This is a genomic window from Streptomyces sp. NPDC001890, from assembly GCF_042891445.1.
GTDB lineage: Bacteria > Actinomycetota > Actinomycetes > Streptomycetales > Streptomycetaceae > Streptomyces.
Genome location: NZ_JBIATE010000005.1, coordinates 370,665 through 389,498, shown reverse-complemented (window position 1 = coordinate 389,498; position 18,834 = coordinate 370,665). Strand labels below are relative to the sequence as shown.

Here is an 18,834-nt window from a genome sequence, read left to right as displayed (position 1 = left end):
GACGGCGAGCCTCGGACACCTCACCGGACGCCCTCGTCGCCCGGTGTCCAACGACCGATTCCGGAGGATCACGTGTCCCTGTCGCGCTCCGCGCGTACGGTGCTGGCCGCCGCCACCGTCGCCGCCGTCGCACTGCCGCTCGCCACGACCACCGCCCGTGCCCAGGGGTCCACGGCCCCGGCCGCCGCCCCGTACGCCGGTCTGCCGTCCGGCACCAAGCAGGCGAAGACCCTGGTCATAGGCATCGACGGCGCCACCTTCGACGCCTTCTCGCGCGCCGACGTACCGCACATCCGTCAGCTGATGGCCAAGGGCCTGACCGCCCGGAGCAACCTGTACGCCGCCCCGATGGCCCCGACCGTCTCCGGCGCCGGCTGGTCGTCCGTCGCCACCGGTGTCTGGCCCGACAAGCACAACGTGAAGGACAACGACTTCACGGCCCCGGACTACGGCCGGTACCCGGACTACGCGACCCGGCTGGAGACCTCCGACCCGGCCACGTCCACCCTGGTCGTCGGCACCTGGAGCCCGATCCCCCGGACCGTCTTCGGCGCGAGGACCGATCTGCGGATCGCCGGCGGCAACGACGAGGGCACCACGGCCAAGGCCGCCGACTACCTCGCGCACGGCAACCCCGACTCCACCTTCGTCCACCTCGACGAGGTCGACGGCGCCGGCCACAGCACCGGCTCCGCGAGCGACGCCTACCTGAAGGCCCTCAGCACCGCCGACGGCCGGATCGGCCGGCTGCTCGACGCCGTGGCTGCGCGTCCGGCGTACGCGCAGGAGGACTGGCTCCTCGTCCTCACCGCCGACCACGGCCACACCCCCACCGGCGGGCACGGCGGCAACACCCCGCTGGAGCGCGGCACGTTCGTGATCGCCCAGGGCAAGGGCATCCGCCCCGGCTCGGTACGCGACGACGTCAAGATCACCGACATCGCGCCCACCGTGCTGCGCCACGAGGGCGTCGCCACCGATCCCGCCTGGAACCTGGACGGCACCGCGCTCGCCGAACCGGAGCCGGACGCCTTCGACGTGCTGCGCCCCTCGCTGCGCGCTCCGGTCGACGAGACCAGGCTCCCGGCCGACGCCAAGGGGTGGACGAACACCGCGCCCGAGGGCTGGTCGATCGACAACTCGAAGATGCCGGCCGGCGGCGTCACCGAGTGGCGCGGCTGGTCCTTCGCCACGGACGAGTTCTGGACCGAGGCCGAGCGCGGCCAGGGCCGCGAGACGAACGTCCGCGCCCGCAACGTCTTCGCGGTGGCCGACTCCGACGAGTGGGACGACAAGGCACACGGCGCCGGACCGTTCGACTCCACCCTGGTCAGCCCCGCGTACAAGCTGAACGGCGCGGCGAAGGCGACCCTCTCGTACGCGACGGACTACCGGGTCGACGGCCCCCAGACGGGCGACGTCTTCGTCTCGTACGACGGCGGGACCCCGCAGCTCGTGAAGTCCTACCGGGCCGACAGCAACACCGTCGAGCGGCTTGAGCTGGACGTTCCGCAGGGCGCGAGGACGGCCCGGCTGAGCTTCCGCTACACCGGTACGAACAGCGCCTTCTGGACCGTCGACCAGGTCGCCTTCGGCCAGCCCCACCCGCCGTCGGATCTCGCAGTCGCCTCGCTGGACGCCGGCACCGTGCTGCTCGGCGGGCCCGGCTCCGATGCGCCCTGGAAGGTCACCGCGAACGGTGTGGTGCAAACCGCGCAGGGCAAGCCGGTGAAGGGGGCGGAGGTCACGGCCGAGCTGACGGCCGACGGCACGGTGCACGAGCTGACCGGCACCACGAAGAAGGACGGCTCGGTCCGCTTCAAGGCCACCGTGGGCCGCGGCATCGCCAAGGCCACGCTGACCGTCACCGAGGTGCGCCACCAGGGCCTCGCGTACTACGGCGAGCTGGACGCGGTCCGCTTCCTCGACCTCACCCGCCCCACCGGCCACCGGGACTGAGCGGCCGGCCGGGCCCCGGAACCACCGGCCGGGGCCCGGCCGTCACACGCGCGCCGGACCCGGCCCCGGTCGGGTCCGGCACCCGGCGGGTTACCGTGACTGTTCCCGCCGGAGCGGCCCCGCCACGGGCCGCCGGGCACACAGCACAGCGGCCCTCCCTTCCACTGTGCGCTGCGCACAGGTTCCCGCTCCCGGGCCTGTCTACTGTGCCGCCATCCCCAATCGCCGAGGGGCGATTCGGCCGGTACGAAAGCCAGGAGGACAGCCGGTGAGCGCGACAACCGCACGTTCCGGTGCAACCGGAGAACCCCTGGAGGCGGGGCCGGGCCAGGCCGTTGGGCCGCGGCCCGTCGGTTCCTTCTTCGAGGCCATGCCACTCGGACGCGCCCATGTCCTGGCGGCGCTGGCCCTGTTCATGGCCTTCGTCATCGAGTCGTGGGAGCAGCTCGCCCTCGTCTATGTCTCCGGCGATCTCGGTGACGCGTTCTCCATCGACACCGGCAGGATCGGCTGGGTGCTCTCCGCCGTCGCACTCGGCATGATCCCCGGTGCGCTGGTCTGGGGTCCGGTCTCGGACCGGATCGGCCGGCGTGCGGTGTGCCTGTGGAGCCTGTCCGCCTACGGGGTCGTCGCGCTGGCCTCCGCCTTCTCCCCGAACTTCACGGTCCTGCTGGTCACCCGGGTGCTGTCGGGTCTGGCGCTGGCCGGGATCTACACGGTCACCTTCCCGTACTTCCTGGAGCTGCTGCCGTCCCGGACGCGTGGCCGGGCGGCGGTCTATCTGTCGATCGGCTGGCCGATCGGGGTGCTGGCCGCGGTCGGTGTGACGCAGTTGCTGGGCGGCCTGGGCTGGCACGTGGTGGCCATCGCCTCCGCCCTGGCCGGGCTCTGGGTCTTCGCGATCCGCGCCTGGGTCCCGGAATCCCCGTACTGGCTGGCGGCGCAGGACCGGCACGACGACGCCGCGGCCGTGCTGCGCAGGCTGGGCGTCGACGTCCCGGACGGCACCCGCTTCGCGGTCGTCGCCCCCGAACGGTCCGGACGGCCGGTGGAGCTGCTGCGCGGCGGGCTGCTGCGGATCACGGTCCTGATGCTCGTCGTGAACTTCACCTTCAACTGGGGCTACTGGGGCCTGCAGACCTGGCTGCCGACGCTGCTCCAGGACAAGGGCCTCAGCATGTCGGCGAGCCTCGGCTTCGTCGCGCTGAGCGCGCTGTTCATGATCCCCGGCTATGTGTCGGCGTCGCTGCTGACCGGACGCTTCGGCCGCAAGAAGGTCTTCCTGCCGTACGTGGCACTCGCCGCGGTCAGCGGGATCTTCTTCGCCTGCTCCAGCTCCTTGACCGAGCTGTACATCGCGAACTTCGCCCTCGCCTTCTTCAGCCTCGGCGCCTGGGGCGTCTGGAACACCTGGAACGGTGAGTTCTTCCCGACCGCGCTGCGCGGTACGGGGTACTCCTGGGCCACCGCCGCCCAGTTGGTCGCGACCTCCCTCGCCCCGTCGGTGGTCGGCTTCCTGCTGGCGCAGGCGACCGGGTTCTCCACGACGATCCTGTTCATCACGGCCTTCCTGGTGGTGGCGCTGCTCTTCGCCGCCCCGCTGCCGGAGACCGAGGGCCGGGACCTGGAATAAGGGCTGTCCCGGGCCGTGGCGCCCGCACCCGGGCCGGCTCCGGCCCGGCAGGCCCTCTCCACGGCGCGGTCCCCGGGACGTGATGGCAGGATGACGCAGGTGAGACTGGGTGTGGACGTGGGGCGTACGACGACGGTCGCCGTGCTCGTACGCCCCGGCGGTGCTCCGCCGGTGCATGCCGTGGTCGCGTCGTCGGCCTCCCTCGACCGTTCGCTGCGCGATGTCCTCGACGCGCTGGACGGCCTCGGGAACGCCCCGTACGACCGGGCCGACGTCGTCTGTCTGACGACCGATCTCGACCGCACGCCGGGCAGGCCCTCGCCCGTCGCCGTGCTCCGCATCTCGCCCGCCGCCCATCCCGCGCTCGGCCCGTCGCCGCGTCCGGGCGGGCTGACCCGGGTGGTGGCGGGCGGTTCGTCGCTCACCGGCCGGCCGCTGGCACCGCTGGACCCGGCCGGTGTCGAGGCGTTCGCCCGGGAGGCCGGGGCGGCTTCGATCACCGCGTTCGCCGTCTGCGCGGCCGGGTCGCCCGCCCGCCCGGAGCCCGAACTGACCGCGGCCTCCGTGATCGCCCGCCTGGTGCCCGGTGCGCACATCACCCTCTCGTACGAGATCGGCTCCCCCGGCCTGCGCGAGCGCGAGAACGCCGCGGCCGCCAACGCCGCGCTCGGATCCTGGGCCGAGCACCTCACCGGCACCGCCGAGCGGACGCTGCGCGCGCGGGGCATCACGGCCCCGCTCTTCCTCGCCCGGGACGACGCCGGTCTGGTCTCCGCCGAGTACGTCCGCCGCTACCCCGTGATCGCCACCGCCTCCGCCACGGCCTGCGCGCTGCGCGGAGCCGCGCTGCTGGCGGACGCCGAGCGGGCCGTCGTGGTGGACGCGGCCGGCTCCGCCGTCCGCTGCTCGGCCGTCGCGGACGGCGAGCTGGAAGCCGGGGACGCGGGCCCGGGGCCCGGCGGACTCTGGATGGACGTGGGCAGGCCCCGCCTGGACACCCTGCCGTTCGGCGGCGAGGCACCGCCCGCCGACGCCCGGCAGCGGGTGGACGCGCTGGTGGCCGGTGTGCTGGAGCGCTCGCCGGGCAGCACGGTGCTGTACGCGGGCGGCGCGGCCCCGCTCTTCGGGGGCGCGCCGGACGGGATCTGGGCGGCCGCGTACGGCGCGGCGCGCGCGGACACCCGGGTGGAACTGGAGCAGGTGGTGGTCGCACCGGGCCGCGCGGAACTGGACCGGGTCATCGCCCTGGCCCGTGACCAGGCGCTGGCGCGGGTCGTGTCGGCGGGCGCGGCGCCGGGCGGGGCCCGGATCGCCCGGACCGTGCACACACCGGTCTCGTACCTCCCGGGCGGGGTGCACCGGATCCGGGTCCGGGCCGTGGGAGCACCGGCGGGAGCGGCCTCGTGACCGGCGCACCGGTCCAGGTGGACGCCGCCGTGCTGGAGCGGCTGGCGGCCGGGTCGCTGGTGCTGGCGGCGGGCGCGGCCGAATCGGCGTTCCGGGTGGCGCTGGACTGGGCACGGGCCTCGGTCGCCGCGCACGGGCCGGTGCGGCTGTTGGCCCCGGACGAGCTGAGCGGGCTGCGGCTCTGTGTGACCGTGACCCTGGTCGGCTCGTCGGCGGCGCTCGCCGAGCAGCTGCCGACGGGGGCGGAGACGGTACGGGCGGTGCGCGCCCTGGAACGGCTGCTGGGTGGCCGCGCCGACGCGGTCGTCGCGCTGAACACGGCTGGTGAGAACGCCCTGCTGTCGGTGGCCGCGGCGGCCGACTGCGGGCTGCCGCTGGTCGACGGTGACGGCTGCGGGCGGGTGCTGCCACTGCTGGAGCAGTCGACGTTCACGCTGGCCGGGGTGGCCGCGGCGCCCCTCGCGCTGGCGACCCCGTCGGGCGATGTGGTCGTGGTGGAGTCGGCGGGCGGGCGGGTGGAGGACCTGGTGCGGCCGCTGGTGCCCGCGGCCGGCGGCTGGGCGGTGGCCGTCTGCTACGCGATGCCGGGCGACGTGCTGGCCGGATCCGTGGTGCCGGGCACGGTCGGCCGGGCGATCCGCGCGGGCTCGGCCCGGCCCGGCAACCTGTTCGCACCGTGGTCGCCGCGGCGGCTGTGCCGGGGCCGGATCACGGCGGTGGAGCACCCGGTGGCCACCGAGGACGATCCGTACGGCTACGGGCCGCCGGAGCCGGACGCCCCCTCCGGGCCCGGTTCCGCCCCGTCGTGGCCGGCGCTTCCGTCGCGGCCGACGAGTGTGCTGATCGCCGAGACGGAGGGGATCGGCCGCCACTTCCGGCTGGAGGCGCACAACGAGGTGCTGCTGGCGCTGGCGGACGGGGCGCCGGTGGCCGCCGCCCCGGACCAGATCCTCATCCTCTCGGCCTCCGCCGACCGGCGGGTGCTGGACGTGGAACGGGCGGTGCCGGGGGTGGAGGTCGAGGTGGTGGTCATCCCCGCCGCGCCCGCCTGGCACACGCCCGAGGGCCGTCGGCTGGCCCGTACCGGCGCGGTGGACACCCCCGGCCCGGAGGAGGAGCCATGGTGAACCGCCCGGTCCGGGAGGGCCCGCTCACCGTCGCGGAGCTCGTCCAGCAGGGACGGCTCGCCGGGGTCCGGATGGCCGGGGCGAGCGGGCGGGACGCGGAGGTGCGTTCGGTGCGCATCGTGGACCGGACATCGGTGCTCGACACGCTCGAACCCCATACCGCGGTCGTGCTGACCGGACGGGTCGCGGCGGCCGGCTGGACCGTGGAGATGGCGCTGCGCAAGGCCTGGGAGCACGCCGCGGCCTGTGTCGTGGTCACCGGGGCGGCGGGCCGGCCGGGTTCCGTGGGCGCGCTCGCCGACCGGCTCGGGGTGCCGTTGCTGGTCATCGACGAGGACGCGCTGGACGCCGCGGTCCGGATCGCCTCCGCGGTCGCCCGCCCCGATGCCGGGCGCACCGCGCTGGTGGCCCAGGCGGCCCGCGCGCTCGCGGACACGGGGCCGCACGCCGGGCGGGTGCTGTCCGCCCTGCACGCGGTGCTGCCGTCCACGGCGGTCGCGCTGACCGGGTCCACGGGCGAACTGCTGGCCGGCCGGCGGGCCGCGCTCTCGGAGCAGGGCGGCGCGCTCACCGTCCGGGTGGAGGTCCCGGACGGTGCCGGCGGCTCGCTGGGTGCTCTGGTCGCCCGGTCGGGCTCGCGGGTCGCGGGGTGGGGCGAGACGGTGCGCGACGTGCTCCGCCTCGCGGTCGCTCCGCTGACCGCCTGGTGCGCGGTGCGCCGCCTGGACGACGAACGGACCGGCCACCGCGCCGCGTTGCTCCTGCGCCGGCTGCTGGAGGCGGACGCCGGGGCCACCGGTGCTGACGAAACCGCCGGGAGCGAGCGTGCCGAGGCGGCCGCGCTGGGCTGGCCCGACCGGGGCCCGTTCGTCGGCTACGCGCTGCGCCCCGTCGCGGGCTGGGACGGCCCCGATCCCGGGCCCGCGCTGCGCGCGGTCTGGAGTTCGGCGGGACCGGGCGGACCGCTGGTCGCGTACGGACCTTGCTGGGTGGCCTGGGAGTCTGTCGCCCCCGCGGACGGGGTGGACCCGCTGGAGGCGGCGGCCCGGCGGCTGGCCGACGCGCTCACCGCGATGGCCCCCTATGTGCCGGCCGCCGGCGGGGTGGCGGGCACGGCGGCCTCCTCGGCGGCGCTCGGCCCGGTCCTGAACGACGCCTGCGCGGCGGCCGGGGTGGCGGCCGCCGGGGAGCCGGGCAGAGTGGTGCGCGGGGACCGGATGGGCGCGGCGCAGCTCCTGTCCGCGGTGCCCACCGAGATGCTGCGCGGTCCGGCGGAGGTGGTGCTCGCCCCGCTGCTCGCGGCGGACCGGGACGGCACCCTGCTGCGTACGCTGGCGGTCGTCCTCGACGCGGGCGCGGCCCCGACGGCGGCGGCCGAGGTGCTCGGTGTGCACCGCAACACGGTGGCCGCCCGGCTGGAGCGCATCCGCGCGCTGGGCTTCGACCCCGACGACGCGTCGCAGCGGCTGGCGCTGCATCTGGCCTGCCGGGTACTGCTGCGCGACGAGGGCGCGGCGTCCTGAGCACGGGGCCGCGACGGGGCCGGAAACGGCAGTGGCGGAGGAACCCTGAGCGGGCTCCTCCGCCGCTGTCCCGGCCGAGCTGGTTCAGGCGCCGTACACGGTCTGTGCGTGTCCGGCTGTCAGCAGGCCCTGCCGGACGTCCTCGGCCACCGCTTCGGCCGCCCGCTCCCCCGCCGGGCCGTAGCCGCCGCCCCCACCGCTCTCGCAGCGCAGCACATCGCCCTCGCGCACCTGCAGCGCGTTGGCCTTCAGCAGTGAACGCCGGTCGTCACGGCCCGGGTTGAGGGTCACCCGCGGCGCCGCTCCCGCGGTGCCCCCGAAGATGCCCCAGGCGGGGGTGACCGACCGCTCCCACCACAGGGAGAGCTGCTGGTCGGCGGCGAACCGGTACTGGCGGACCACTCCGTTGCCGCCGCGGGTACGGCCGGCGCCCGCGGAGTCGGGGCGGATCGCGTACTCCTCGACGCGTACCGGGAAGAGGGTCTCCAGCACCTCCACGGGCATGTCGCGCAGCGAGCCGTTGACGTTGTTGATCAGGCAGGACTCGCCGTCGGATGCCTCCCAGGCCCCCCAGCCGCCGACCGTGGCCTCCTGGGAGACGAAGAGCTTTCCGCTGCGCGGGTCGGTTCCGGTGAACTGGACGATCATCGAGTCGCCGTAGCCGGCGGCGGCGGCGCGGTCCGGCAGGGCCGGGGCGAGCGCCTTGACGACCAGGTCGATGACGAGGCCGAGATGGGAGTAGTAGTACTGGCAGGCGGCCGGTTCGACGGCGGCGAGCATCGTACCGGGCCGGGTCAGTACGTCGAGCGGCTTGAACGAACCGCCGTTGAGCGGGACTTCGCCGCTGACGAGCAGTTTGTATCCGACCCGGCAGGCCGCGACGGTCTGCGCCGCACCGCAGTTGACGGGACCGGTCGCCTGGTCGGCGCAGTCGGTGACGTCCATCGTCATGCGGTCGCCGTCGATGGTGACCCTGACGGTGACGTGCAGGGGTGTGTCCAGGTCGATGCCGTCGTTGTCGAGATGTCCCGTGGCCTCGTACACGCCGTCGGGGATCGCGGCGATCTCCCGCCGCTCCAGCCGCTCGGTCTGGGCGAAGATGGCGTCGCGGGCGGCGAGCACGGTGTCCAGGCCCCATCGTCCGACGATCTCCGCGAGCCTGCGGGCGCCGGTCCGGGCGCAGGCGACCTGGGCGCGCATGTCACCGAGGGTGGGGTGCGGGAACCGGACCTGACGGGAGATCAGGTCATGGATGAGTACGCAGGGTTCGCCGTTCTCGTAGATCTTCAACGGGCCCATGCGCAGGCCCTCCTGATGGATCGTCGTGGAGTCCATGGAGCCGCCGGGGTCCTTGGAGCCCATGTCGATCCAGTGCGCCCGGGAGGCCGCGAAGCCGACCAGTTCGTCGTGCACGAAGATCGGGCCGTAGACGGTGACGTCGTTGAGGTGCGTGCCTCCGATGTACGAGTCGTTCAGCACCCACACGTCGCCGGGCCGCCAGATCCCGGCGCCGTACATCCGCTCCGTGGCGCGGGTGCACTCCTCCAGGTTGCCGAGGAAGATCGGCAGGCCGGAGGACTGGCCGAGGACGTTGTGGTCGCGGTCCAGGAGTGCGACGGCGCAGTCCTTGGCCTCGTAGATGGTCGGGGTGTAGGAGGACCGGATCAGGGTGGTGTTCATGTCCTCGGCGGCCTGGAGCAGCGCGCAACGGATGATCTCCGTGGTGATCGGGTCGACGGCGGCCGGGGCCGGGCCGTCCGCGATGCCGGTGTCGGTGCCGGTGGTCATGCGACGCCTCCGAGTTTGATGACGAGGAATCCGTTGTCGTCCACGGTGACGGTGGCGTCCGGCGGGACGACGGTGGTGGAGGTGGCCTCGACGATGACGGCGGGGCCGGGGATGTACTGCCCGGGGGCGAGGTGTTCACGGCGCAGTACGGCGGTGTCGTGCGCGACGCCGCCGAAGACGACCGGTTTGAGGGGGGCTTCGGGGGCTTCGCCGGGCACGGCGGCGTACGGGACGGCGGCGAGTTCGGGGAGTCCGCCGAGCGCGGTGGTGCGCAGGGTGACGAACTCGACGGGGGCCTCGGGGGTCGCGTGGCCGTAGCGGCGTTCGTGGAGCTGGGCGAAGCGTGCGGCGACCGAGGCGAGGAAGTCTTCGGCGGCGGGCTCGGCGGGGCCGGTGAGCGGCACGGTCAGGGTGTAGTCCTGGCCCTCGTACCGCATGTCGACGGCGTGCTCGATACGGTGCCGCTCGGCCGGTACGCCCTGCTCGGCCAGGGCCTGTACGCCCTCGGCCGCCAGTCCGGCGAGTGCCGCGGCCATCGCGGTGCCGTCGAGGCCGGCGCCGGGGGTGAAGAACTGGAGCGTGAGGTCGCGGCGGACCTCGGTGCCGAGCATGCCCCAGGCGGAGAACGCGCCGGGGAAGCGCGGTACGACGACCTCCTCGATGCCGAGTTCGCGGGCGATCTCCACGGCGTGCATGGGCCCTGCCCCGCCGAAGGCGAGGAGGACGAACTCACGGGGTTCCAGGCCGTGTTCGACGGTGAGCGTACGGATCGCCTGGGCCATCTTGGCGTTGGCGACGTCGCAGATGCCGCCGGCCAGCTCGACGGGGTCCAGGCCGAGGGTGGCGGCGAGTTCCGCGACGGCACGGTGGGCCGCCCCGGTGTCGAGGGTCATGTGCCCGCCGGCGAACCAGTCGGGGTCGACCCGGCCGAGGACGGCGTTGGCGTCGGTGACGGTGGCCCGGGTGCCACCGCGTCCGTAGCAGGCGGGCCCGGGTACGGCGCCGGCCGATTCGGGTCCGACGCGCAGTCCGCCCCCCTCGGCGTAGGCGAGGGAGCCGCCGCCCGCTCCGATGGTGTGCAGGTCCACGAGCGGCATCAGGACGGGGAAGCCGTCGGCTGCGCCCTCGTTGGAGATGTTGGGGCGGCCGTCGAGCACGAGGGACACGTCGAAGGAGGTGCCGCCCATGTCGACGCAGATCGCGTTGGGCCGGCCCAGCAGTGCGGTGGCCGAGACTCCGCCCATGGTGCCGCCGACCGGCCCGGACAGCAGGGTCTGGAGGGGGTGGCGGCGGGCGAAGGAGGCGTTGACGACGCCGCCGGAGGACTGCATGACCTGGACGGGAACGGTCAGCCCGTGCGTGGCGAAGCGGTCCTCGATCCGGCCGAGGTAGCGGCGTACGACCGGGCCGGTGTACGCCTCCAGGACGGCGGACGAGGTGCGCTCGTACTCGCGCCATTCGCGGGCCACCCGGTGGGAGAGCACGATCATCACGTCGTCGCCGAGCTCCTCGGCGAGGATCTCGCCGGCCCGCAGTTCGTGGGCGGGGTTCACGTAGGAGAAGAGCAGCGCGACGGCGACGGCGTCGAAGCCCTCGTCGCGGGCGCGGCGGGCCGCGGCCCGTACGGCGGCCTCGTCGAGCGGGGCCAGTTCGGTGCCGCGCGAGTCGAAGCGGCCGCCCGCCTCGGCGGTGGCGTACCGGTCCACGAGCGGTACGGGCTTGCGGTAGTGCAGGTCGAACATGCGGTCCCGGTTACCGCGGGCGATCTGGTAGACGTCGCGCAGCCCGGCCGAGGCGAGCAGCAGGACGCGGGCGCCCTTGCGCTCCAGCAGGGCGTTGAGGCCCTGGGTGGTGCCGTGGACGAAGAAGGAGATGTCGGCGGGGTCGTCGACCGCCCGGCCCAGCGAGGAGAAGACGCCCTCGGCGAGGTCTCCCGGCGTGGTGGGGGTCTTCGCCGCTTCGAAGGTGCCGCGCGTCTCGTCGTACGCGACGACATCGGTGAATGTGCCACCGATGTCCATGGCCACCCGGTAAGTCATGCCGCCTCCCGGCTTTCTCAGGGGAATGGCGTGACGCTATCGGCGCGGTGCGGCGCGCGGCTGTGCGCTGCGCACGGTGCGCGGGTCGCGGCCGTGCGCAGCGCCCGGTGTCAGGCGGCGGGGCCCGGCTGCCGCACGTCCTCGTGGAGGTGGACGATCCGCCAGGACGCCCCGGCGCGGTGCAGGATCACGGTGTTGCGGATGAGTTCGGGGCGGTTCGGGGTGCCGTCCGGGGCGGGGGCGAAGTCGACCCGGAGCCAGAAGCGCAGGACGGCGACGTCGCCGAAGACGTCGACGGTGCGGTCGTACGCGGTGAGGCCGGTCTCCCGCGGCCCCTCGCCGGGCGCCGGGCGGGCGTCGCGGATCCGGTCGAGGTCTCCCTTGCCGAGCAGGAGCGGGTCGGCGGCGGAGTCCCAGACGGTCGCCCCGGGGTCGAGTGCCCGGTCGATCCCGGCGCGGTCGCCCGCGTCGTACGCCGCGTACATCGCGGTGAGGACGGCCCATACCGCGTCGGCGTCGGCCGCCGACGCACCCGGCCGGGCGGTGGACGGGGCGGGGAGGGGGTGCTCGGACATGGTGGTGCTCCTGGGCTGATCCGGGGGTACGACGGCGGCCAAGCTACACAGCCTGCGGCCGGGCCGCCGCCCGCACCCCGTCGCTCAGTCGACCGAGCGGAGCGCCTCGGCGAGGATCTTCGCGCCCTCCTCCGCCTCCGGGATGGTCAGCGAGAGCGGTGGCGCGATCCGCAGCACGCTGGTGTTGTGGCCACCGCCCTTGCCGATGAGCAGACCGCCCTCGCGGGCCGCTTCGAGCACGGCCGCGGCGGCTTGCGGGTTCGCCTCGTCGGTGCCCGGTTTCACCAGCTCGATGCCGATCATCAGGCCCCGGCCGCGCACCTCCCGTACGCAGCTCGAACCCGCGCCGACCGCCCGCAGCCGCTCGATCAGCAGACCGCCGACGCGCCGGGCGTTGCCCTGCAGGTCGTGTTCGAGCAGGTAGGAGAGGTTGGCGAGACCGGCCGCCATGGTGACCGGGGAACCGCCGAACGTCGAAATGGAGTTGGCGTCCAGGCAGTTCATGACCTCGGCACGGGCCACGACACCGCCGATCGACATGCCGTTGCCGATGCCCTTGGCGAAGGTGAGGATGTCCGGCGGGCCGTTCTCGCCGTGCGCCTGCCAACCCCAGAAGTGCTCGCCGGTCCGGCCCCAGCCGGTCTGCACCTCGTCGGAGATCCACAGGACGCCGTGCCGGTCCAGGACCCGGCGGAACGCCGCGTACAGCCCGTCGGGCGGTGAGGTGAACCCCCCGACGCCCTGGATGGGTTCGGCGATCAGGGCGGCCGGGGTGCGGGTGTGCCCGAGCAGGTCCTCCAGGTCGGCGACGCACGCCTTGATGAACTCCGCGTCGCTCAGGTGCTCGTACGGCCCCCGGGCACGGACGCCGCCGTGCACGTACAGCGTCTGCAGCGGTGACAGGCTGGTCGGCGACCAGGCGTTGTTGCCGGTGATCCCGACGGCGGAGAACGACCGGCCGTGGTAGCTGTTGCGCATCGCGAGGACCTGGTTCGACCCGCGGTACGTGGTGGCGAGCAGCAGGGCCGTGTCGTTGGCCTCGGTGCCGGAGGTGGTGAAGAAGACCCGGGCGTCCGGGATGCCGGAGAGCGTGGCGACCCGTTCGGCCAGCTCGACCATCGGCCGGTTGAGGTAGAGCGTGGAGGAGTGGATGATCCGGCCGGCCTGCTCACTGACCGCCTTGGTCACCTCGGGCAGGGCATGGGCGGTCATGGTGGTGAGGATGCCGCCGAAGAAATCGAGGTAGCGCCTGCCGTTGGCGTCCCAGACGTGGCGGCCCTCGCCGTGGGTGATCTCCAGGGGCTGCTGGTAATAGAGCGCCAGCCAGTCGGGGCTGACGGCGAGATGCCGTTCGTGCAGGCTGCTCACGGCTCCACCAGTCCTTCGTACGCGTCGGGGCGGCGGTCCCGGTAGAACGCCCACTGCTGCCTGACCTCGTCGATGAGGCCGAAGTCGAGGTCGCGGACGACGAGTTCCTCCTCCTTGTCGCTGGCGACCTCACCGACGAACTGCCCGCGCGGGTCGACGAAGTAACTGGTTCCGTAGAAGTCGTTGTCGCCGTACTCCTCCTGGCCGACGCGGTTGATCGCGGCGACGAAGTACTCGTTCGCGACGGCCGAAGCGGGCTGTTCCAGCTGCCAGAGGTAACCGGACAGGCCGCGCGATGTGGCAGACGGGTTGTAGACCAACTGGGCGCCGTTGAGGCCGAGTTGGCGCCAGCCCTCGGGGAAGTGCCGGTCGTAGCAGATATAGACGCCGACCCTGCCGACGGCGGTGTCGAAGACCGGCCAGCCCACGTTTCCGGGCTTGAAGTAGTACTTCTCCCAGAACCCCTTGACCTGGGGGATGTGATGCTTGCGGTACTTGCCGAGATAGGAGCCGTCGGCGTCGATCACGGCTGCGGTGTTGTAGTAGAAGCCGGACTGCTCGACCTCGAAGACCGGCACGACGATCACCATGCCGGTCTCGCGGGCGAGTTCCTGCATCCGGCGGACCGTCGGCCCGTCCGGGACGGGCTCGGCCCAGCGGTAGTGCTCGGGTTCCTGCACCTGGCAGAAGTAGGGGGCGTTGAACACCTCCTGGAAGCCGATGATCTTCGCGCCCTGCCGGGCGGCCTCGCGCGCATGCTCCTCATGCTTGGCGATCATGGATTCGGTGTCGCCGGTCCAGGTCGCCTGGACTAGTGCGGCGCGTACGACTTGGGACATGAGCTGCTCCTTCGACGCGGCGTCAGAGAGCCTCAACGCGTTTCTACGCCCGTAGACACGTGCGTAGGGGAGAACGTAAGCCCCGTCACACAGCGGGGCAAGACCATCGCCGTGAACCGGCTGAGTCGATCACGTTTCACACCCGTGCGGTCCACACGTTCAGCCGGTCGGGCGGCGCGGCCGCCGGCGGCTCGGCGAACCCGGCGCGGGCGACCGGCGGCGAGGACTCCGGCGCACCGGCCGTCCGCGCCGGTTTGTATTCTCGGCAGGCGCCCCCCATCAGAGCGGCACCTGCGAGAGGAACCACCATGACCACCGAGCTGAGCCCCGACGCCCTGTCCGGGCTCCTCGACCGGGCCCGTCAGGACTACCAGGACCTGGCGGGACTCGGACTCTCGCTCGACCTCACCCGGGGCAAGCCGGCTCCCGAGCAGCTCGACCTCTCCGAGGACCTGCTGAGCCTGCCGGGCGGGCGGCACACCTCCGCCGACGGCGTGGACGTACGCAACTATGGCGGGCTCCAGGGGCTGCCCGAGCTCCGGGAGATCTTCGCCGGGGTGCTCCAGGTGCCGGCCGGCCAGCTCCTCGCGGCCGGGAACTCCAGCCTTGAGCTGATGCACGACTGCCTGGTGCACGCCCTGCTGAGTGTGATGCCGGGCGCCGAGTCGCGCTGGGTGGACCAGGAGCGGATCGCGTTCCTGTGTCCGGTGCCCGGCTACGACCGGCACTTCGCGCTCTGCGAGCGGTTCGGGATCGACATGATCCCGGTCCCGATGACCGCCGAGGGCCCGGACATGGAGACCGTGGAGCGGCTCGTCGCCGAGGACCCGGCGATCAAGGGCATCTGGTGCGTGCCGAAGTACAGCAACCCGGACGGCGTCTGCTACAGCGACGCAACCGTGGCCCGGCTCGCCGCCATGGACACCGCGGCACCCGACTTCCGGATCTTCTGGGACAACGCCTACGCCGCCCACCACCTCACCGACGAGCCCGTCGAGATCGCCGATCTGCTCGGCGCCTGCGCCGAGGCCGGGAACCCGGACCGGGCGTTCGTGTTCGGCTCCACGTCGAAGATCACCGCGGCGGGCGCGGGCGTCGCGTTCTTCGGCTCCTCACCCGCGAACCTCCAGTGGCTGCTCGGCAACAACGCCAAGCGTTCGATCGGCCCGGACAAGGTGAACCAGCTGCGGCACGTCATGTTCCTGCGGGACGCCGACGGGGTGCGGGGCCACATGGAGCGCCAGCGCGCCCTGCTCCAGCCCAAGTTCGAGGTGGTGGCCCGGATCCTGGACGCCGGGCTCGGCGGGACCGGGCTCGCGACCTGGACCTCACCCAAGGGCGGGTACTTCGTCACCTTGGAGGTGCCGGACGGCTGCGCCAAGGAGGTCGTACGCCGGGCCGCCGAGGCGGGCATCGTGCTCACCCCGGCCGGCGCCACCCACCCGTACGGCGACGACCCGCGCGACGCCGTGATCCGGATCGCGCCCAGCTACCCGGGGCTCGCGGAGCTGGAGCAGGCCATCACGGGGCTCGCCGTCTGCGTCAGGCTGGTGGGGTACGAGCAGCGGGCCGGCCAGGGCCTCTAGTCCCACCTCACGTCAACTCCCGCCAAATTCCTTCCCGTTCGGGTGATGTGCGGCATTTGCCGTGGATCTTGGAACGGCCTGGGCAGTCTCCTGGGACCGATTCCGGGAGGGTATGCAGTGGGACTGTCACGCGAGTACGGGCGCGCCATCAGCGAAGGACCGACACCGGCCGACGCCGCGGGCGCGCCCGCCCTGCCCTTTCCGAGCGGCTGGTCCGCGCTGGCCTTCTCCGAGGAGCTGCGGCCGGGCACGGTGCTCACCCGGCCCCTGGCGGGTCAGGACGTGGTGCTGTACCGGCTCGGTACGGGGGCGGTCCGCGCCGTCCGTCCGTACTGCCCGCACCTGGGCGCCCATCTGGGCCTGGCCAGGGTCGAGGGCGACGATCTCGTCTGCCCCTTCCATTTCTTCGCGTTCGGCCCGGACGGCACGTGCGTGCGCACCGGGTACGACACGAAGCCGCCGAAGTCGCCGTTGTCGCAGCTGCCGGTCCTGGAGGTCAACGGCGCGGTGTTCGTCTGGCGCCACCACGACGGCCGGGATCCGGACTGGACCGTCCCCGCCTGGCACGAGATCGGTCACCGGCCCGCCCGCAGCGCCGCCTGGGAGCTGGCCGGAAACGTCCAGGAGGTCATCGAGAACTCGGTGGACCTCGGGCATTTCGCCACCCTGCACGGCTGGACCAAGGCGGAGATCGGCGGGCCCGTGGTCTACGACGACGCCTCGTTCCACGTGTCCATGCGGGCCCACGAGTCCGCGCCTCTCCTGGGCGACTTCGTCGTCGACGTGGAAGTGGACGGGTACGGACTCGGCTGCCTGCACGCCGATGTCCACACGCCCCGGATCGGCTTGCGGATGTGCACGATGGTGCTGCCGACGGCGATCGCGCCCAACCGGATGCAGTTCCGGCAGCGCAACCGCATCGCGTTCGCCGAGCCGTCCCGGCTCCCGGCCCCGCTCGCCCGGGCGGTGAGCCGGACCGCGGCCAGGGTCCTGGACCGCGCCGTCTTCCGGTCCAGTTGCGAGTTCACCGCCGCGGACTTCCCGATCTGGAACCACAAGCAGTATCAGCAACCACCACGCCTCGCCCCCGGCGACGGCCCGATCGGCCCGTTCCGTCGCTGGGCCCGGCGGTTCTATCCGCCGGCGTCCGAGTAGCCGGGGCCGCGCGCCCGCCGGACACCACGGGACACCCGCTCCCGGCACCTCTGCTCAGGGCACACCCGCTCCCGGCGCCCCGCTCAGGGCGCCCCCGTGATGCCCGCCACCCGCAGGGCGTGGACGACATCCCGCTCCCTGGCGGGCGAGACCGCTCGGGCCACGGCCAGCAGCCGCGGTACGAGCCGGGGCGGATCTCCCGCCGCGACCCGCGCCACGTCCTGCGGAGTCCGTACGCGGACGAAGGCGTCCAGCAGCGCTTCCGCCTGCACTCTCCGGCCCGCCCGCTCCAGGGCCACCGCCGCGTCGGCGATCTCCCCGGGCTCCCTCGTCACGCCCTGGCGCAGCAGCCGGCCGCAGTCGCCGGGGCGCCCCGCGTCCTGCAACGCCACGGCGGCTGCGGCCAGGTGGGCCGGCGGCAGCGAGGAGGCCTCCCACAACAGGGTCGCCCAGTCCGCGTCGAGGCCGGTGAGGTGCAGCTCGTCGGCGAGTACCGGCAGCCGCTCGGCGGGCCAGCGGGCCGCTTCGCAAAGCACCGCGTGCGCCTCCCCGCTGCGGCCCGTGGCCCGTAGCCGGACCAGCCGCTCGACGGCCCGTGCGGCAGTCCGGCGGGTCTCCGGGTCCGGGTCCGCGGCACCGGTGGCGGCCCCGGAGGACGTGTCGTCCCGGGCCGGGGCGGCGGCGAAGCGGGCTCCGCGCGGCGCGGCGGCGGTGGTGGGCGGGAGGGGCAGGACGGGTGCGTCGTCGGTGTCGTCCAGGTCGAGGCCCGCGAACCGGGCACCACGCGGCTTCCGGCTCCCGGGGGCGGGCCGCCGAGCGCCGGAAAACGAGGCATCCGGGCCACGCGACGGCCCCCCGCCCCGATCCGCGACTCCGGGCATCTCGGGCACCTCGGGCACCCCCAGCGCACCTGGCACCGCCGCCACCGCAGCCAGCCGTAGGCGCAGCTCCGAGCAGCGGGCCGTGGCACGCTCATGGTCCGCCCTGGCCCGAGCGACCTCCGCCGCGTCCGGGATCATCGCACCGCCCGCACCGGCCGCACCGCCCGCACCGGCGTCGCGGAGGCGCCGGGCCGCGAGCGCCTGCTCCCGCCGCATCAGCTCCAGCCGCTCGACGAGCGCCTGCCGCCCGCCCGGCCGACGGTCACGGGCGGCCACCGAGGAGGAGTACAGGGCGGCGGCCCGTACCGACTCGCGCTGGGCGAACGCCGTGCCACGCAGGGCGGCCAGATCCCGCAGAAGCGACTCCATCACGTCCCAGGGAGGAATCTCCGCCCCGCCGAGACAGGCCTGCATCCCGGCAGGATCACTTCGGCAGAAGCTTCCGTACCAGCCGCTCCCGGGGTCCAGCAGTGTCACGAGATCCCGTAGGTAGCGAGCGAACTCCCCTGCTTCCCGATCATCTTGACGCACTGTCATCTCTGCCCTCGCCGACGCCAGGCCGGAGCCTTCCGGTCCGCAGGCATTCGACATCAGCCGTGTTACGGCACGGCTACGCGCGCTTTTCGACCGCGCTGCGGTCGAAGCACGACCCCGCGCACCGCCGGGGCCGCCACTACCCCGCCAGCGGCACCACGTCCGGCTCCGGGGCGCAGCGGGCGAGGATCTCGTCCATCGAGAGTCCGAGCGCCCCGGCCAGCGCGGCGACCGTGAAGAAGGCGGGGGTGGGGGCGCGGCCCGTCTCGATCTTGCGCAGCGTCTCGGCGGAGATCCCGGCGCTCGCCGCGATCTCGACCATGCTGCGCCCGCCGCGCGCCTCGCGCAGCAGTACGCCGAGGCGCTCGCCGCGACGGCGCTCTTCCGGGGTCAGGGGCGTTCGTACCATGCCGTCATTCT

Annotated in this window: 14 protein-coding genes; 7 read left to right on the top strand and 7 right to left on the bottom strand. The window is 73.7% G+C overall.

Features of this window, described 5'->3' with window-relative positions:
- Positions 1–72 precede the first annotated feature (72 nt).
- The 5 genes from ACFYY1_RS18145 (at position 73) to ACFYY1_RS18125 (ending at position 7,649) form a co-directional block, all read left to right on the top strand.
- Complete coding sequence (locus tag ACFYY1_RS18145) at positions 73–1,959, top strand: alkaline phosphatase family protein (protein ID WP_388586218.1); 1,887 nt, start codon at positions 73–75, stop codon at positions 1,957–1,959.
- A gap of 370 nt (positions 1,960–2,329) precedes the next feature.
- Positions 2,330–3,592: an MFS transporter gene (locus ACFYY1_RS18140; protein WP_388586215.1), complete on the top strand. Its 1,263-nt coding sequence runs from the start codon at positions 2,330–2,332 to the stop codon at positions 3,590–3,592.
- A gap of 90 nt (positions 3,593–3,682) precedes the next feature.
- Positions 3,683–4,999, top strand: coding sequence for a hypothetical protein (locus ACFYY1_RS18135; protein ID WP_388586213.1), 1,317 nt, complete (start codon positions 3,683–3,685; stop codon positions 4,997–4,999).
- Positions 4,996–6,126 carry a DUF917 domain-containing protein gene (locus ACFYY1_RS18130; protein ID WP_388586211.1) on the top strand — a complete coding sequence of 377 codons (1,131 nt, stop codon included), beginning with the start codon at positions 4,996–4,998 and terminating at the stop codon, positions 6,124–6,126. The genes ACFYY1_RS18135 and ACFYY1_RS18130 overlap by 4 nt, the downstream gene beginning before the upstream one ends.
- Positions 6,120–7,649, top strand: a complete 1,530-nt coding sequence (locus ACFYY1_RS18125; protein ID WP_388586208.1) for a helix-turn-helix domain-containing protein — start codon at positions 6,120–6,122, stop codon at positions 7,647–7,649. Before ACFYY1_RS18130 ends, ACFYY1_RS18125 begins: the two co-directional genes overlap by 7 nt.
- 84 nt (positions 7,650–7,733) lie before the next feature.
- On the opposite strand, the gene ACFYY1_RS18120 is transcribed toward ACFYY1_RS18125, so the two are convergent.
- From ACFYY1_RS18120 to ACFYY1_RS18100, 5 genes are all read right to left on the bottom strand, one after another.
- Positions 7,734–9,437 carry a hydantoinase B/oxoprolinase family protein gene (locus tag ACFYY1_RS18120; RefSeq protein WP_388586206.1) on the bottom strand — a complete coding sequence of 568 codons (1,704 nt, stop codon included), beginning with the start codon at positions 9,435–9,437 and terminating at the stop codon, positions 7,734–7,736.
- On the bottom strand, positions 9,434–11,476 hold the full coding sequence (locus tag ACFYY1_RS18115; RefSeq protein WP_388586203.1) for a hydantoinase/oxoprolinase family protein: 2,043 nt from the start codon (positions 11,474–11,476) through the stop codon (positions 9,434–9,436). The genes ACFYY1_RS18120 and ACFYY1_RS18115 overlap by 4 nt, the downstream gene beginning before the upstream one ends.
- Positions 11,477–11,586: 110 nt before the next feature.
- On the bottom strand, positions 11,587–12,051 hold the full coding sequence (locus tag ACFYY1_RS18110; protein WP_388586200.1) for a nuclear transport factor 2 family protein: 465 nt from the start codon (positions 12,049–12,051) through the stop codon (positions 11,587–11,589).
- 84 nt (positions 12,052–12,135) lie between these two features.
- A complete protein-coding gene (locus ACFYY1_RS18105; RefSeq protein WP_388586198.1) occupies positions 12,136–13,419 on the bottom strand; it encodes an aspartate aminotransferase family protein in 1,284 nt (427 codons plus the stop codon).
- Positions 13,416–14,258: a nitrilase-related carbon-nitrogen hydrolase gene (locus tag ACFYY1_RS18100; protein ID WP_342286905.1), complete on the bottom strand. Its 843-nt coding sequence runs from the start codon at positions 14,256–14,258 to the stop codon at positions 13,416–13,418. The genes ACFYY1_RS18105 and ACFYY1_RS18100 overlap by 4 nt, the downstream gene beginning before the upstream one ends.
- 308 nt (positions 14,259–14,566) lie before the next feature.
- Here ACFYY1_RS18100 and ACFYY1_RS18095 point away from each other — a divergent pair, with 308 nt between their 5' ends.
- The gene (locus ACFYY1_RS18095; protein ID WP_388586197.1) at positions 14,567–15,844 is read left to right on the top strand and encodes an aminotransferase; all 1,278 of its coding nucleotides are present in this window, start codon (positions 14,567–14,569) and stop codon (positions 15,842–15,844) included.
- 117 nt (positions 15,845–15,961) lie between these two features.
- Positions 15,962–16,999, top strand: coding sequence for a Rieske 2Fe-2S domain-containing protein (locus ACFYY1_RS18090; RefSeq protein ID WP_388586194.1), 1,038 nt, complete (start codon positions 15,962–15,964; stop codon positions 16,997–16,999).
- A gap of 83 nt (positions 17,000–17,082) precedes the next feature.
- Here the strand turns inward: ACFYY1_RS18090 and ACFYY1_RS18085 are convergent, their stop codons facing one another.
- On the bottom strand, positions 17,083–18,417 hold the full coding sequence (locus ACFYY1_RS18085) for a hypothetical protein (protein ID WP_388586191.1): 1,335 nt from the start codon (positions 18,415–18,417) through the stop codon (positions 17,083–17,085).
- A gap of 136 nt (positions 18,418–18,553) precedes the next feature.
- Complete coding sequence (locus ACFYY1_RS18080; RefSeq protein WP_266429042.1) at positions 18,554–18,823, bottom strand: helix-turn-helix domain-containing protein; 270 nt, start codon at positions 18,821–18,823, stop codon at positions 18,554–18,556.
- Between the last annotated feature and the right edge of the window lie 11 nt (positions 18,824–18,834).

Coding starts and splice junctions, on each gene's coding strand:
- ACFYY1_RS18115 (WP_388586203.1), bottom strand. CDS start 11,476: ATGACTTACCGGGTGGCCATGGACATCGGTGGCACATTCACCGATGTC.
- ACFYY1_RS18110 (WP_388586200.1), bottom strand. CDS start 12,051: ATGTCCGAGCACCCCCTCCCCGCCCCGTCCACCGCCCGGCCGGGTGCG.
- ACFYY1_RS18095 (WP_388586197.1), top strand. CDS start 14,567: ATGACCACCGAGCTGAGCCCCGACGCCCTGTCCGGGCTCCTCGACCGG.
- ACFYY1_RS18085 (WP_388586191.1), bottom strand. CDS start 18,417: ATGACAGTGCGTCAAGATGATCGGGAAGCAGGGGAGTTCGCTCGCTAC.
- ACFYY1_RS18140 (WP_388586215.1), top strand. CDS start 2,330: ATGCCACTCGGACGCGCCCATGTCCTGGCGGCGCTGGCCCTGTTCATG.
- ACFYY1_RS18135 (WP_388586213.1), top strand. CDS start 3,683: ATGACGCAGGTGAGACTGGGTGTGGACGTGGGGCGTACGACGACGGTC.
- ACFYY1_RS18125 (WP_388586208.1), top strand. CDS start 6,120: ATGGTGAACCGCCCGGTCCGGGAGGGCCCGCTCACCGTCGCGGAGCTC.
- ACFYY1_RS18120 (WP_388586206.1), bottom strand. CDS start 9,437: ATGACCACCGGCACCGACACCGGCATCGCGGACGGCCCGGCCCCGGCC.
- ACFYY1_RS18100 (WP_342286905.1), bottom strand. CDS start 14,258: ATGTCCCAAGTCGTACGCGCCGCACTAGTCCAGGCGACCTGGACCGGC.
- ACFYY1_RS18080 (WP_266429042.1), bottom strand. CDS start 18,823: ATGGTACGAACGCCCCTGACCCCGGAAGAGCGCCGTCGCGGCGAGCGC.